The following is an 11,190-nucleotide window of genomic DNA, read 5'->3' as shown; positions in this document are numbered from 1 at the left end:
TGGCATGGGTGTCGGAGGAGGCCACCAGCAGCGTGTAGCCGTCGGCCGCGGACTTGGCCGCGAAGCTGGCGCCGATCGAGCCGCTGGCGCCGGGCCGGTTGTCCACGATGAACGGCTGCTTGAGCTCCGCGCTCACCGGCGTGGGCGCCTCGGCATGCCAGCTCACGCCCAGCGCCAGCGCGCCGACGAGTCCCAGGTGCACGACGGTGGACACCACCGCGCCGCGGCCGACGCGATCGGCGCTGGGCGGACGCAAGGAATCCGGCGTGTCCGCGCGCGGCACGGCAGGGGAGGGAGGTCCGGCGGGTCGCGTCATCGCTCGGTCAGTCCGCGCCGCCCTGCTTGACGGAGAGTCCCACGCGCTGCACGCCGGCGCGCTGCAGCCGGTCCATGACCTGCACCACGCTCTCGTACTTCACCGTGCGGTCGGCTGAGATCACCACCGGCACGCTGGCGTCGCCGCCCTGCGCCGCGAGCACGCGCTCGCGCAGGTCGCCCAGGGCCAGCGCGCGCTCGTCGTCCTCGCCGGTGACTTTCAAACGCAGCTTCTCGTCCTTGCCGACGATGACCTCGATCACCTTGTCCGGGCGCTGGCTGGACTTGCCCACGCTGGGCAGGTCCACGGTGCCGGTGGTGATCAGCGGCGCGCTGACCATGAAGATGATCAGCAGGACCAGCATCACGTCGATGAACGGGACCATGTTGATCTCGTTCATGGTGCGGCGGCGGCGCCCGCCGCCGCGTGCGGCGACTCCCGGCATGTCAGCGTCCCTGCGCCGCGGTCACCGGCGTCACGGTGGCCGGCGCGCCGACGTTGCGCTGGAGGATGTTCGAGAACTCCTCGATGAAAGTTTCCAGCTGGATGGCCAGGCGGTCGATGTCGCGGGCGAAGCGGTTGTAGGCCATCACCGCGGGAATGGCGGCGAAGAGGCCGATGGCCGTGGCCACCAGCGCCTCGGCGATGCCCGGCGCCACGGTGGCCAGCGTCACCTGCGTCAGGTTCGACAGGCCGACGAAGGCATGCATGATCCCCCACACCGTGCCGAACAGGCCGACGTACGGGCTGATCGAGCCGACGGTGGCCAGGAAGCTGAGGTGGCTCTCGATCACGTCGAGCTCGCGCTGAAAGCTCGCGCGCATGGCGCGGCGCGCGCCGTCGAGCTGCGCGCCGGCATCCAGCCGGCGCTCGCGCAGCTTCAGGAACTCGCGCATGCCGCTGGCGAAGATGCGCTCCATCGGCGCGGATTCGGCCTTGGTGCCGGCGGCCTCGTGCAGCTCCTGCAGGCTGCGCCCGGACCAGAACTCGCGCTCGAAGCTGTCGTTGGCGCCGCGCACCCGCTTCAGGCCGAAGAGCTTGGCGAAGATCACCGTCCAGCTGGCCAGCGACATGCCCAGCAGGCCGGCAATGACGAGCTGGACGATGAGGCTGGCTTGCAGCACCAGGTTGATGATGGAGAGATCCTGCTGGTTCATCCGGCGTGGCTCGAAAGTAGGGAGTTGATCAGTGCGTCGGGCATGCGCCGCGGGCGGAAGGTGTCGGCATCGACGCAGCCGATGCGGATGCGCCCCTCGGTCAGCAGCGTGTCGCCGCGCCAGGCCTGCTGGTGCACCACCAGGCTCGCCCGGCCGGCCGGCTCCGGACTCACCGTGACCTGCAGCAGGTCGTCGAGCCGGGCCGGGGCGCGGTAGTGCAGCTCGGTGTGCGCGACCACGAACATCAGCCGCTGCTCGTTCTTGAGCGCCTCCTGCCCGAAGCCCAGGCGGCGCAGCCACTCGGTGCGCGCCCGCTCGAAGAACTTCAGGTAGTTGGCATAGAACACCACGCCGCCGGCGTCGGTGTCCTCCCAATAGACGCGCACCGGGAAACGGAACGCGCGCACGTCCGCCGGCGTTGACTCGCTCATGCGCGGCGCCTCCCTCAGCGCACCAGCAGCTGGCGCAGGCGGCCCACGGCCTCCTGCAGCTGCGGCAGCGCATTGGCGAAGCTGAAGCGCACGAAGCGTTCTGTGCCGGCGTGGCCGAAGTCCCGGCCCGGCGTCACGCACACCTGCGCCTTTTCCATCAGCTCGAAGGCGAAATCCCAGGAGCTGGCGCAGAACGCGCTGGCGTCGGCCCAGACGTAGAAGGCGCCGTCGGGCTGCACCGGCACCTTGAAGCCGAGGGCCTCCAGCGCCGGCACGAGCCAGTCGCGCCGGCGCCGGAACTCCGCGCGCCGCGCCTCGTACTCGGCCAGCGACTCCGGCTCGAAGCAGGCCAGCGCCGCGCGCTGCGCCACCGTCGAGGCGCAGATGAACAGGTGCTGCGCCAGCATCTCCACCGGCGCCACCAGCGCGTCCGGCAGCACGAGCCAGCCCAGGCGCCAGCCCGTCATGGAGAAGTACTTCGAAAAACTGTTGACGCTGACGACGTCGTCGCCCCAGCGCAGCGCCGAGGCGCCGAAGTGCTGCTCGAAGCTGAGTCCCAGGTAGATCTCGTCCACGATCGTCACGCCGCCGCGCGCGCGCACGGCTTCCACGATGTGGCGCATCTCCTCGGGCTCGATCGAGGTGCCGGTCGGGTTCGACGGCGAGGCCAGCAGCACGCCGCGCGTGGCCGGGGTCCAGGCCGCGTCCACCGCGGCCGCGTCGAGCTGGAAGCGGTGCTCCGGCGTGGTCGCCAGCAGCCGCGGCGTGGCGCCGGCGGCGCTGACGAAATGCCGGTTGCACGGGTAGCCCGGGTCGGACAGCAGCACCTCGTCGCCGGGCTCGAACAGCACCTGCGTGAGCAGCTGCAGCGCGGCCGAGGCGCCGGCCGTGACCAGGATGCGCCGCGCCGGCACGTCCAGGCCGAAGCGCTGCGCGTACCAGCCGGAGATGGCCTCGCGCAGCTGCGGCAGCCCGGCCGCGGGCGTGTACTGGGTGCGGCCGGCGTCGAGCGTTTCCCGCGCGGCGGCGAGCACGCGCGGCGGCGCCGTGAAGTCGGGCTCGCCGATGTTGAGGTAGAGCATGGGCCGCCCGCCCTGCGCGGGGTCGCACAGGGGGCCGCGCGCGATCTCCGCCGCGGCCTTGGCGCATTCCATGACATAGAAAGGCTCGATGCGCTCGAGCCGGCGCGCGAGTTTCATCGTCACCGGGGAAACGGGGGAGAGGGCGAGGGGCGTTGGCGCAGCTTCAGCGCCCGCTGCGCGCCCGCGCGGCGGCCACTTCCTGCGGCCGCAGGTCGGCCGCGGCCTTGTCGAGCACGCCGTTGACGTAGCGGTGCCCGTCGGTGCCGCCGAAGCTCTTGGCCAGCTCGACGGCCTCGTTGATGGCGACCTTGTAGGGCACGTCCAGGCAGTGCCGCAGCTCGTAGGCGCCGATCATCAGCACGGCATGCTCGACGGGGGAGAGCTCGGTGGTCTTGCGGTCCACGTGCGCGGCCAGCACCTGGTCGAGCGCGGCGGCCTCGCTGATGCCGCCGTGCAGCAGCGCGTCGAAGTGGGCGCGGTCGCACTTGTCGAACTCGCCCTCGTTCTGCTCGCGCACGTGCGCCTCGATGGCGCCGGCGTCGGCGCCGCCGATGAGCCATTCATAGAGGCCCTGCAGCGCGTACTCGCGCGAGCGGCGGCGGGCCGACTTGGGCGGCGGGGCTTTTTTCGGGGTTTGGGGGGAATTCACGACAACTCGTCCAGCAGGTTGGCCATCTCCACCGCCACGCGGGCGGCGTCGCGGCCCTTGGGTTCGGCGCGAACCCAGGCCTGATCCTCGTTCTCGACCGTGAGGATGGCGTTGGCAATGGGGATCTGGTGGTCCAGGCCGACGCGGGTCACGCCCGCGCCGCTCTCGTTGGCCACCAGCTCGAAGTGGTAGGTCTCGCCGCGGATGATGCAGCCCAGCGCCACCAGGGCGTCGAAGTGGTCGTCGCCGGCGGCCATGGCCTTGAGCGCCAGCGGCACCTCCAGCGCGCCGGGCACGGTGACGAGGCGGATGTCGTCCTCGTCCACGCCCAGGGCGCGCAGCTCGTCCAGGCAGGCCTTCTCCAGCGTGGCCGTGATGGCGTCGTTGAAGCGCGCGCGCACGATGCCGATGGTCAAACCCTTGCCGTCCAGCCCCAGGGGCTGGCCTTGATCCGCGTCGAGCATGTTATTGAGCGTCCTTGTCGTGGGGCGCGGCCTCGAAGCCGGTCACTTCCAGCCCGTAGCCGGTCATGCTGGGCATGCGCCGGGGGTTGCCCAGCACCTTCATGCGCCGGATGCCCAGGTGGCGCAGGATCTGCGCGCCCACGCCGTAGGTGCGCAGGTCGATCTGGCCGGCGCGCGGCGCGGCGGCGGCGCCCGACGGCGGCAGCAGCCCCGGCAGCAGGGCCGCGGCGTCCTCGCCGCAATTGAGCAGCACGGCCACGCCGGCGTTGGACGCCTGCAGCCGCGCCAGCGCCGCGGGCAGCGGCCAGGAATGGTGGTTCGGGCCCACGTCGAGCAGGTCCAGCACCGACAGCGGCTCGTGCACGCGCACCAGCACCTCGTCGTCGGGCTTCCACTGGCCCTTGGCCAGCGCCAGGTGCAGCCCGCCGTTGCGGTCGCGGTAGGCGTGGCAGTCGAAGCGGCCCTGGGCGGTCTGCAGCTCGCGGCGGCCCAGGCGCTCGATCAGCGTCTCGTTGTGGCTGCGGAACTGGATCAGGTCGGCGATGGTGCCGATCTTGAGGCCGTGCTCCCTGGCGAAGATCTCCAGGTCGGGCAGCCGGGCCATGGTGCCGTCGTCGTTCATGACCTCGCAGATCACGGCCGCCGGCGAGCAGCCGGCCATGGCGGCGAGGTCGCAGCCGGCCTCGGTGTGGCCGGCGCGCATGAGCACGCCGCCGTCCTGGGCCTGCAGCGGGAAGATGTGGCCGGGCTGCACCAGGTCGGAGGGCACCGCGTCGCGCGCGACGGCGGCCTGCACGGTGCGGGCGCGGTCGGCGGCGGAGATGCCGGTGGTCACGCCGGTGGCGGCCTCGATGGAGACGGTGAAGGCGGTGCCGTGGGGCGTGCCGTTGCGCGTGGCCATGGGCGGCAGCTGGAGGGCTTCGCAGCGCTCGCGCGTGAGCGTCAGGCAGATCAGCCCGCGCGCGTGCTTGGCCATGAAGTTGACGGCTTCGGGCGTGACGTGGTCCGCGGCGATGACGAGGTCGCCTTCGTTTTCGCGGTCCTCCTCATCGACGAGGATGACCATGCGGCCGGCCGCCAGCTCGGCGACCAGCTCGGGAACGGGGGAAATGGGCATCCCGCGATTGTAGGCGGGGCCCCCGGGTTGGGCCCTATGCAAGCCCTTGCGATGAGGCCAAGGCGCGTTTCGCCATGGTCCGATTCAAGCCGCCTTGCGCTGTTCCAACTGCAGCGGCCACGCGCCGCACTCGCGCGCCTCCAGGATTACTGTTTCAACCACCGTCCCGTCAGCCGCGTAGCTGACATGCGTGCGCCAGTCCTGCGATACCTCGCGCGCGATGGGCTTGTCCGAGAGCCGGATCACCAGCGTGTCGTCCTCTTCGAAGTACGTGACCTTCATGGCATGACCTCCCAGTAGTGCATCACGGTCTTGACTACCACGGCGTCTTCCAGGACCAGGGCCGCGCACAACAGGTTGTCATGGCGCCCCGGTATGTCCAGTCAAGTCCACAACCTCACTTCGTCGCTGTAGCGAACGTGGCCGGTGTCGATCACTTGGAGCAGCAGCTCAAGCGAAATTTCTCGCTCCTGCATTCGCTGCTGCGCATGACGCGTGATGATGACCGGCCGGTTGAAGCGAACGCTGAACATGAGCGTTCAGCCGATCGATTTCCCCGCCGTCAACATCCTCTCCACATACCGCGCAATCAAGTCGATCTCCAGATTGACGCGCGACCCCGCCTGCAAATCGCCCAGCGTGGTTTCCTGGATCGTGTGCGGAATCAGGTTGATGCTGAACTCGCAGCCGGTGTCACTGTCCGCCACGCGGTTGACCGTCAGGCTCACGCCGTTGACGACGATGGAGCCCTTGTAGGCCAGGAAGCGCCCAAGCTCCTTCGGGGCGCGGATGCGCAGCTCCCATGACTCGCCCACCGGCGCGAAGTGCGTCACCTCGCCGAGCCCGTCCACGTGGCCGCTGACCAGGTGGCCGCCCAGGCGGTCGTTGGCGCGCAGTGCCTTCTCCAGGTTGACGCGCCCGGGCCGGTCCAGCCCGGCCGTCAGGCGCAGGCTCTCGGCCGAGATGTCGATGGTGAAGGCGGGCGCCGCGGCGTCGAAGCTCGTCACGGTCATGCACGCGCCGTTCAGGGCGATCGAGTCGCCCAGCTGCACGTCGTCCAGGTATCCCGCGGGCGGCTCGATGCGCAGCCGCTTGCCGTGGCTGCCGTCGGCGCCCAGGGACGCCACCTCGGTGATGCGGCCGACGCCGCTGATGATGCCGGTGAACATGGGGTGTCTCGTCTCGTGAAAGGGGTCGGGAAAAAGGGTCGGAAGGAAGTCAGAACTCGCCGCGCCCGGGCGCTCGCGCCAGGATGCGCAGGTCGCGGCCCACGGGCTCGATGTCGCGGAACTCCAGCTCCATCGCGTCGGCCAGCGTCAGCAGCGGCCCGAAGGCCGCCATCTCGCGGCCCACGCCCAAAAGCTTCGGCGCCAGGTACACCAGCAGCTCGTCCACCAGGCCCGCCTTGAGCAGCGAGCCGTTGAGCTTGTTCCCGGCCTCGACGTGCAGCTCGTTGATGCCGCGCGCGCCCAGGTCGGCCAGCATGTCCGCCAGCTCCACCTTGCCGCGCCGGTCCGAGAAGAACGCCACCTCGGCGCCCGCGCCGCGCAGCGCGGCCTCGCGCTCCTCGTTGGGCACGGCGGCGTAGATCAGCACCTGGCCCGGCGGCGCCAGCAGCTTCGCTTCCACTGGCGCCTCCAGCCGGGAGTCGATCAGCACGCGCAGCGGCTGCCGCGCGGTGGGTACCAGCCGCACGTCCAGGCGCGGGTCGTCCTCCAGCAGCGTGCCGATGCCGGTGAGCACGGCGCCGGCGCGCTTGCGCCAGGCATGGCCGTCGGCGCGCGCGGCCTCGCCGGTGATCCACTGGCTTACGCCGTTGGCCAGCGCCGTGCGCCCGTCCAGCGACGCGGCGATCTTCATGCGCACCCACGGGCGCTGCCGGATCTGGCGCGAGAAGAAGCCGATGTTCAGCTCCCGCGCCTGATCGGCCATCAGGCCCACCTCGACGCGGATGCCCGCGGCACGCAGCCGCGAGAGGCCTTGCCCGGCCACCAGCGGGTTCGGGTCGCCCACGGCCACCACCACGCGCGCCAGGCCCGCTTCCACCAGCGCGTCGCAGCAGGGCGGCGTGCGGCCATGGTGCGCGCAGGGTTCCAGCGTGACGTAGGCGGTGGCGCCACGCGGGTCGTGGCCCGCCTCCTGCGCGGCGCGCAGCGCCATGACCTCGGCATGGGCCTCGCCGGCAGGTTGAGTGAAACCCTGCGCCTGCCAGCCCTCGCCGGCAATGACGCAGCCCACGCGCGGGTTGGGGTCCGATAGCCCGATGGCCTCGTGCGCCAAACGCAGCGCCTGCGCCATGGCGAGCTCGTCGAAAGCGGAGAAATCCGTAGCAATGCTCATTTGCGGGATTGTGCCCAGTGCCGGCGCACTTGCTGCCGGCACCAGGGCCATCGGGCGCGGGCGGCTCAGCGCGTGGCCGGGCGCGGTGCGGTCGCGGGCTCGGCCAGGGTGAGGGCGCCGGCGAATGCCGGGTCCGGCACCGCCACCAGCGCGGACAGCGCCACGGCGGCGTCCTCGCCCGTGCGCGCGGTCCAGGCGACGCGCACCCGCACCGCGCGCAGCCCCGGGCCGGCGTTGGTGTCGGCGACGCGGCGCTGCAAGGTGAAGACGCCGTCGCTGCCGTCGGCGTCCTGCAGCGGGTCCATGCCGGCGCGCAGCCGCTCCAGCTCGCGCTGCGCGACCTGCGCGGCCTGCGCGCGCAGCCGGCCGGCCTCGGCCTGGCCGTGCAGCGACAGGTGCGCCTGCAGCAGCGCCAGCAGCCCGGCGCCCATGACGACGCCGGCGATCAGCGCTTCGAGCAGGGTGACGCCGCGCTGCCGCCGGCCCGCCCAGGTCTGGGTTTGCCCGCTCAATTGAAATCCCTCCAGCTGCCCGGCACCGCCACGTAGCGCCCGGCCTGGCGCGCCAGGCGGCGCAGCAGCGCGGCGTCGCGCTCGATGGCCGGCGCGCCGCTGCCCTCGCAGCAGTCGCCGTTGACGAGCACCGCGCCGCGGATGAAATCCCCGCCCGGGCGCGCGTCCCAGCGCAGCGCGCCCGCCGCCAGCAGGCCGTGCAGCGCCACGCCCGGGCCCAGCGCCGCGCGGCCCTGCACGGCCAGCAGCACGGGCGCGTCGGCGCTGCCCAGCACCGCGCCGGTGGGCAGCGCCAGGTCGCCCTCGATCCACAGTGCCTGCGCGCCGCGGGTGACGGCCGCGCGCAGCGCCTCGGCGCAATCCCCGGCGCCGCATTGCAGCCTCCGCACGCCCGGGGCGCGGGCGAAGTCCGCCGGCTCCAGGCCCAGCCAGCGGTGCAGGAAGCGGCCCGGTGGCAGCGCCAGGGCGGGGTCGCGCTCGGACACCGTCGCGGCACTGCCGCTGCCCGGGCCCGACGCCGCGCCCGGCGCCGGCGCGGCCGGCGTCACGGCGCCGCCGGCATGCAGCAGCAGCCCCTGCGCATCGCGCTCGCGGGTGGACAGGTCCAGGGCCAGCGTCTGCAGCCGCAGCTCGCCGCGCACGGTGAGCGGCGCGGCGGGCAGGCCGGCGAGCGCGGGCACCAGCGCCAGCAGCGCGCGCGCTTCGGCGCGGGCGTCGAGCTCGCCGCCGCCGCAGCCCAGGCAGCCGCGCGACAGCAGGTGGACCTGGCCGCTGCGCGGGGTGGCGGCGAACTGCACCTCGAAGGTGGGCGTCTCGGTGGCAAGGGCCGGCGCGCCCGTGCCGCCGCAGCCGCAGCGCCAGCCGCCGTCGGACTGCAGCGCGCAGCCGGCGCGCTTAGGGGCGCCGGTGTCGTCCAGGCGCGGCGCCGGGCGCGAGGGAGCGCCGTCGATGAGCCGATCGCGCCAGCGCGGGTCGTCCCCGTCCGCGGAAGGCCGGCACTGCGCATCGACGCGCCCGGCGTTGAGCTGCGCCAGCGCCCATTGCAGCCCGGACTCGGCCGCCTCCTGCGCCACCGCGCTGCGCTGCTGCGCCTGCGCGCCGCGCAGCTCGGCCAGCAGCGCGCGGTGCGCGTGCAGGCTCGCCAGCAGTGCTAGGCCACACAGCAGCAGCACGCTCAGCAACGCGACGGCGCCGCGCTGGCGGGTCCGGCCCGATGGGTTCACTCCGGGCATCGGCCCTCCACCACGTCGTTGCGCAGGTCCACGGCGCTCTCGAAGGCATGCCGGATCGACGCGTCCTGCGCCGACTGCGCCTCCAGCCGCAGGGCGACGCTGCGCCGCAGCAGCCGCGGCGGGCACACGCCGGCGCCGGCGCACGCGCCCAGCGGGCGGGGCCGGGCGCAGTGGCGCTCCAGGTCCAGCGCGCGCTGGCGCAGCGTCAGCTCGAAGGCGGTGACGGTGACGACGGCCGGATCGGTCAGCGGCTGCCAGCGCCCGCCGAAGCCCGCGTCCACCTGGCCGCGAAACAGCCGGAAGCCCGTCTCGTCGTCCGCGCCGGCACCGGCCTCGCCGCCGGCGCCCGAGAAGCTGAAGCGGACGGTGTCGCTTGGGCGGTCGGGGTCGGCGCCCTCGATCGCGGCATTGGGATTCGGATGGCCCGGCGCGCCGTCGCGGGCGATGCCCTGGTGCGAGGCCGTCCAGTGGCCGGCGCGGCGCAGGTCGCGCAGCACCACGCCGGCCACGGCGTGCACCTGCTGCTCGACGCGCATCTGCAGCAGCAGGCGGCGGTTCTCGCCCAGGAACTGGCCCAGCAGCGTGGCGGCGCCGGCCGCCACGAACAGGCCGATGGCCAGGCCCACCAGCACCTCCAGCAGCGACAGGCCCGCCGCCGATCGGCGGCGCGGCGTGGCGGCACGGCTCGGGGTCGGCATGGGCACGAGCGTGTCAGCAGCTCTTGAAACCCGCCACCGCGCCGCCGGGCGAGCAGCCGCGCACGCGGCCCATGACGCTGACCACCTCGCGCACGCTGGCGCCGCTGCGCGCGGTGAGGGTGAGCGTCAGGGCCGGCGTCGTGGTGCGGCGCACGGCGCCGAAGCGCATCGACGCGCCGTTGGCGGCCAGGCGCAGCGGCGCGTGGGCCGGCAGCGTGTGCACGCGCAACAGCTGCGCCGGGGCGTCGCAGGCGGCGGTGCCGTTGGCGGCGTCGCAGCGGCACTGGGCGATCTCGCCGGTGTGGACCAGCCAGCAGCGCGGCGCGTCGGCGTCGTCGTGGAAGCTGAGTCGCACCGACTGCGCGCGCAGCACGGCGCTGTCCTGCGCGAAGCGCACGTCGTCCTCGAAGCGCGCCGCGGCGGTCTGGAGTTGCTGGCGCTCGGCCAGGGCCGAGAAATTGGGCAGCGCCACGCCGGCGGCAATGGCCAGCACCGCCAGCACGGCCAGGCTTTCGACGAGGCTCAGGCCGCGCGGGGCGGGACGCGGGTGGCGACGAGGCCGGGAACTGCGGAGGCGGGCGGCGGGCATGGCGCTCCTCGCAATGAAGAGACAGTCGATGCCCGGCACGGTAGGCGGCGGCCGCGCGCGCCGCATGGGAGGATTGAACCGTTGCGCCCGGGACAACTCGGCCGGGCGGGAAAACGTGAATCGGGTCGCACGGACCCGACGGCGCGCATCAGGCGGCGCGGATCAGATGTCCTTGATGATCTGCCGGAACTCGTCCACGTCCTCGAAGCTGCGGTAGACCGAGGCGAAGCGCACGTAGGCGACCTTGTCGAGCTTCTGCAGCTCGCGCATGACCAGCTCGCCCAGCCGCGCCGTGGGCACCTCGCGCTGGCCGTCCTGCAGCAGCTGCTCCTGGATGCGCTCCAGCGCGGCTTCCACCTGCTCGGTGCCGACCGGGCGCTTGCGCAGCGCCAGCTGCATCGAGGCGCGCAGCTTGGCGCGGTCGAACTCCACCCGCGAGCCGTCCTTCTTCACCACCGCGGGCAGCGTGATCTCGGCGCGCTCGTAGGTGGTGAAGCGGCGCTCGCACTTCTGGCAGCGCCGGCGCCGGCGCACGGCGTCGTCGGCCTCGCGGGTCTCGACCACCTGCGTGTCGGCGTGGGCGCAGTAGACGCAGCGCATGGA

Annotated in this window: 17 protein-coding genes; all 17 read right to left on the bottom strand. The window is 72.9% G+C overall.

The features are described from left to right. Nucleotides 1–196: tripartite tricarboxylate transporter substrate-binding protein (locus tag FJ694_RS37390; protein ID WP_259373185.1), on the bottom strand; the 196-nt coding region annotated here is incomplete at its 3' end. A 127-nt stretch (nucleotides 197–323) separates the two neighbouring features. Continuing rightward, nucleotides 324–761 carry a protein TolR gene (gene tolR, locus FJ694_RS29260; RefSeq protein WP_157271063.1) on the bottom strand — a complete coding sequence of 146 codons (438 nt, stop codon included), beginning with the start codon at nucleotides 759–761 and terminating at the stop codon, nucleotides 324–326. Between the two features lies 1 nt (nucleotide 762). Beyond that, nucleotides 763–1,473 (bottom strand): protein TolQ, encoded by a 711-nt coding sequence (gene tolQ, locus FJ694_RS29255; RefSeq protein WP_157271062.1) that lies wholly within the window; start codon nucleotides 1,471–1,473, stop codon nucleotides 763–765. Beyond that, entirely contained in the window at nucleotides 1,470–1,904 is a 435-nt protein-coding gene (ybgC, locus tag FJ694_RS29250; protein WP_157271061.1) for a tol-pal system-associated acyl-CoA thioesterase, read from the bottom strand. The genes tolQ and ybgC overlap by 4 nt, the downstream gene beginning before the upstream one ends. Nucleotides 1,905–1,918: 14 nt before the next feature. After that, complete coding sequence (locus FJ694_RS29245) at nucleotides 1,919–3,103, bottom strand: pyridoxal phosphate-dependent aminotransferase (RefSeq protein WP_157271060.1); 1,185 nt, start codon at nucleotides 3,101–3,103, stop codon at nucleotides 1,919–1,921. A 46-nt stretch (nucleotides 3,104–3,149) separates the two neighbouring features. Continuing rightward, a complete protein-coding gene (gene nusB, locus FJ694_RS29240; RefSeq protein WP_157271059.1) occupies nucleotides 3,150–3,635 on the bottom strand; it encodes a transcription antitermination factor NusB in 486 nt (161 codons plus the stop codon). Then, complete coding sequence (gene ribH / locus FJ694_RS29235) at nucleotides 3,632–4,099, bottom strand: 6,7-dimethyl-8-ribityllumazine synthase (RefSeq protein ID WP_157271058.1); 468 nt, start codon at nucleotides 4,097–4,099, stop codon at nucleotides 3,632–3,634. The genes nusB and ribH overlap by 4 nt, the downstream gene beginning before the upstream one ends. A gap of 1 nt (nucleotide 4,100) precedes the next feature. Further along, nucleotides 4,101–5,216 (bottom strand): bifunctional 3,4-dihydroxy-2-butanone-4-phosphate synthase/GTP cyclohydrolase II, encoded by a 1,116-nt coding sequence (gene ribBA / locus FJ694_RS29230; RefSeq protein ID WP_157271057.1) that lies wholly within the window; start codon nucleotides 5,214–5,216, stop codon nucleotides 4,101–4,103. An 84-nt stretch (nucleotides 5,217–5,300) separates the two neighbouring features. Next, on the bottom strand, nucleotides 5,301–5,498 hold the full coding sequence (locus FJ694_RS29225; protein ID WP_157271056.1) for a DUF2283 domain-containing protein: 198 nt from the start codon (nucleotides 5,496–5,498) through the stop codon (nucleotides 5,301–5,303). Nucleotides 5,499–5,599: 101 nt separating this feature from the next. Continuing rightward, nucleotides 5,600–5,749 (bottom strand): DUF4258 domain-containing protein, encoded by a 150-nt coding sequence (locus FJ694_RS36850; protein WP_198321060.1) that lies wholly within the window; start codon nucleotides 5,747–5,749, stop codon nucleotides 5,600–5,602. A 6-nt stretch (nucleotides 5,750–5,755) separates the two neighbouring features. Next, nucleotides 5,756–6,385 carry a riboflavin synthase gene (locus FJ694_RS29215; RefSeq protein ID WP_157271055.1) on the bottom strand — a complete coding sequence of 210 codons (630 nt, stop codon included), beginning with the start codon at nucleotides 6,383–6,385 and terminating at the stop codon, nucleotides 5,756–5,758. 49 nt (nucleotides 6,386–6,434) lie between these two features. Further along, nucleotides 6,435–7,556: a bifunctional diaminohydroxyphosphoribosylaminopyrimidine deaminase/5-amino-6-(5-phosphoribosylamino)uracil reductase RibD gene (ribD, locus tag FJ694_RS29210; protein WP_232540276.1), complete on the bottom strand. Its 1,122-nt coding sequence runs from the start codon at nucleotides 7,554–7,556 to the stop codon at nucleotides 6,435–6,437. 65 nt (nucleotides 7,557–7,621) lie between these two features. Continuing rightward, complete coding sequence (locus tag FJ694_RS29205) at nucleotides 7,622–8,068, bottom strand: type IV pilus modification PilV family protein (RefSeq protein ID WP_157271054.1); 447 nt, start codon at nucleotides 8,066–8,068, stop codon at nucleotides 7,622–7,624. Beyond that, nucleotides 8,065–9,300, bottom strand: coding sequence for a hypothetical protein (locus FJ694_RS29200; protein ID WP_157271053.1), 1,236 nt, complete (start codon nucleotides 9,298–9,300; stop codon nucleotides 8,065–8,067). Before FJ694_RS29200 ends, FJ694_RS29205 begins: the two co-directional genes overlap by 4 nt. Beyond that, nucleotides 9,288–9,998 carry a PilW family protein gene (locus FJ694_RS29195; protein ID WP_157271052.1) on the bottom strand — a complete coding sequence of 237 codons (711 nt, stop codon included), beginning with the start codon at nucleotides 9,996–9,998 and terminating at the stop codon, nucleotides 9,288–9,290. Before FJ694_RS29195 ends, FJ694_RS29200 begins: the two co-directional genes overlap by 13 nt. Before the next feature lie 13 nt (nucleotides 9,999–10,011). Further along, complete coding sequence (locus FJ694_RS29190; RefSeq protein WP_198321059.1) at nucleotides 10,012–10,587, bottom strand: GspH/FimT family pseudopilin; 576 nt, start codon at nucleotides 10,585–10,587, stop codon at nucleotides 10,012–10,014. 162 nt (nucleotides 10,588–10,749) lie between these two features. Further along, complete coding sequence (gene nrdR, locus FJ694_RS29185; protein ID WP_157271050.1) at nucleotides 10,750–11,187, bottom strand: transcriptional regulator NrdR; 438 nt, start codon at nucleotides 11,185–11,187, stop codon at nucleotides 10,750–10,752. Between the last annotated feature and the right edge of the window lie 3 nt (nucleotides 11,188–11,190).

Origin of the sequence: Azohydromonas aeria (assembly GCF_009760915.1) — a bacterium.
In the GTDB taxonomy this organism is placed as follows: domain Bacteria; phylum Pseudomonadota; class Gammaproteobacteria; order Burkholderiales; family Burkholderiaceae_C; genus Azohydromonas; species Azohydromonas aeria.
This window is presented reverse-complemented; position numbering and strand designations above follow the sequence as displayed.

What these genes read in the sequence shown, in the direction of transcription:
- tolR (WP_157271063.1), bottom strand. Translation starts at nt 761, where the DNA reads ATGCCGGGAGTCGCCGCACGCGGCGGCGGGCGCCGCCGCCGCACCATG.
- tolQ (WP_157271062.1), bottom strand. Translation starts at nt 1,473, where the DNA reads ATGAACCAGCAGGATCTCTCCATCATCAACCTGGTGCTGCAAGCCAGC.
- ybgC (WP_157271061.1), bottom strand. Translation starts at nt 1,904, where the DNA reads ATGAGCGAGTCAACGCCGGCGGACGTGCGCGCGTTCCGTTTCCCGGTG.
- FJ694_RS29245 (WP_157271060.1), bottom strand. Translation starts at nt 3,103, where the DNA reads ATGAAACTCGCGCGCCGGCTCGAGCGCATCGAGCCTTTCTATGTCATG.
- ribH (WP_157271058.1), bottom strand. Translation starts at nt 4,099, where the DNA reads ATGCTCGACGCGGATCAAGGCCAGCCCCTGGGGCTGGACGGCAAGGGT.
- ribBA (WP_157271057.1), bottom strand. Translation starts at nt 5,216, where the DNA reads ATGCCCATTTCCCCCGTTCCCGAGCTGGTCGCCGAGCTGGCGGCCGGC.
- FJ694_RS29225 (WP_157271056.1), bottom strand. Translation starts at nt 5,498, where the DNA reads ATGAAGGTCACGTACTTCGAAGAGGACGACACGCTGGTGATCCGGCTC.
- FJ694_RS36850 (WP_198321060.1), bottom strand. Translation starts at nt 5,749, where the DNA reads ATGTTCAGCGTTCGCTTCAACCGGCCGGTCATCATCACGCGTCATGCG.
- FJ694_RS29215 (WP_157271055.1), bottom strand. Translation starts at nt 6,385, where the DNA reads ATGTTCACCGGCATCATCAGCGGCGTCGGCCGCATCACCGAGGTGGCG.
- ribD (WP_232540276.1), bottom strand. Translation starts at nt 7,556, where the DNA reads ATGAGCATTGCTACGGATTTCTCCGCTTTCGACGAGCTCGCCATGGCG.
- FJ694_RS29200 (WP_157271053.1), bottom strand. Translation starts at nt 9,300, where the DNA reads ATGCCCGGAGTGAACCCATCGGGCCGGACCCGCCAGCGCGGCGCCGTC.
- FJ694_RS29195 (WP_157271052.1), bottom strand. Translation starts at nt 9,998, where the DNA reads ATGCCGACCCCGAGCCGTGCCGCCACGCCGCGCCGCCGATCGGCGGCG.
- FJ694_RS29190 (WP_198321059.1), bottom strand. Translation starts at nt 10,587, where the DNA reads ATGCCCGCCGCCCGCCTCCGCAGTTCCCGGCCTCGTCGCCACCCGCGT.
- nrdR (WP_157271050.1), bottom strand. Translation starts at nt 11,187, where the DNA reads ATGCGCTGCGTCTACTGCGCCCACGCCGACACGCAGGTGGTCGAGACC.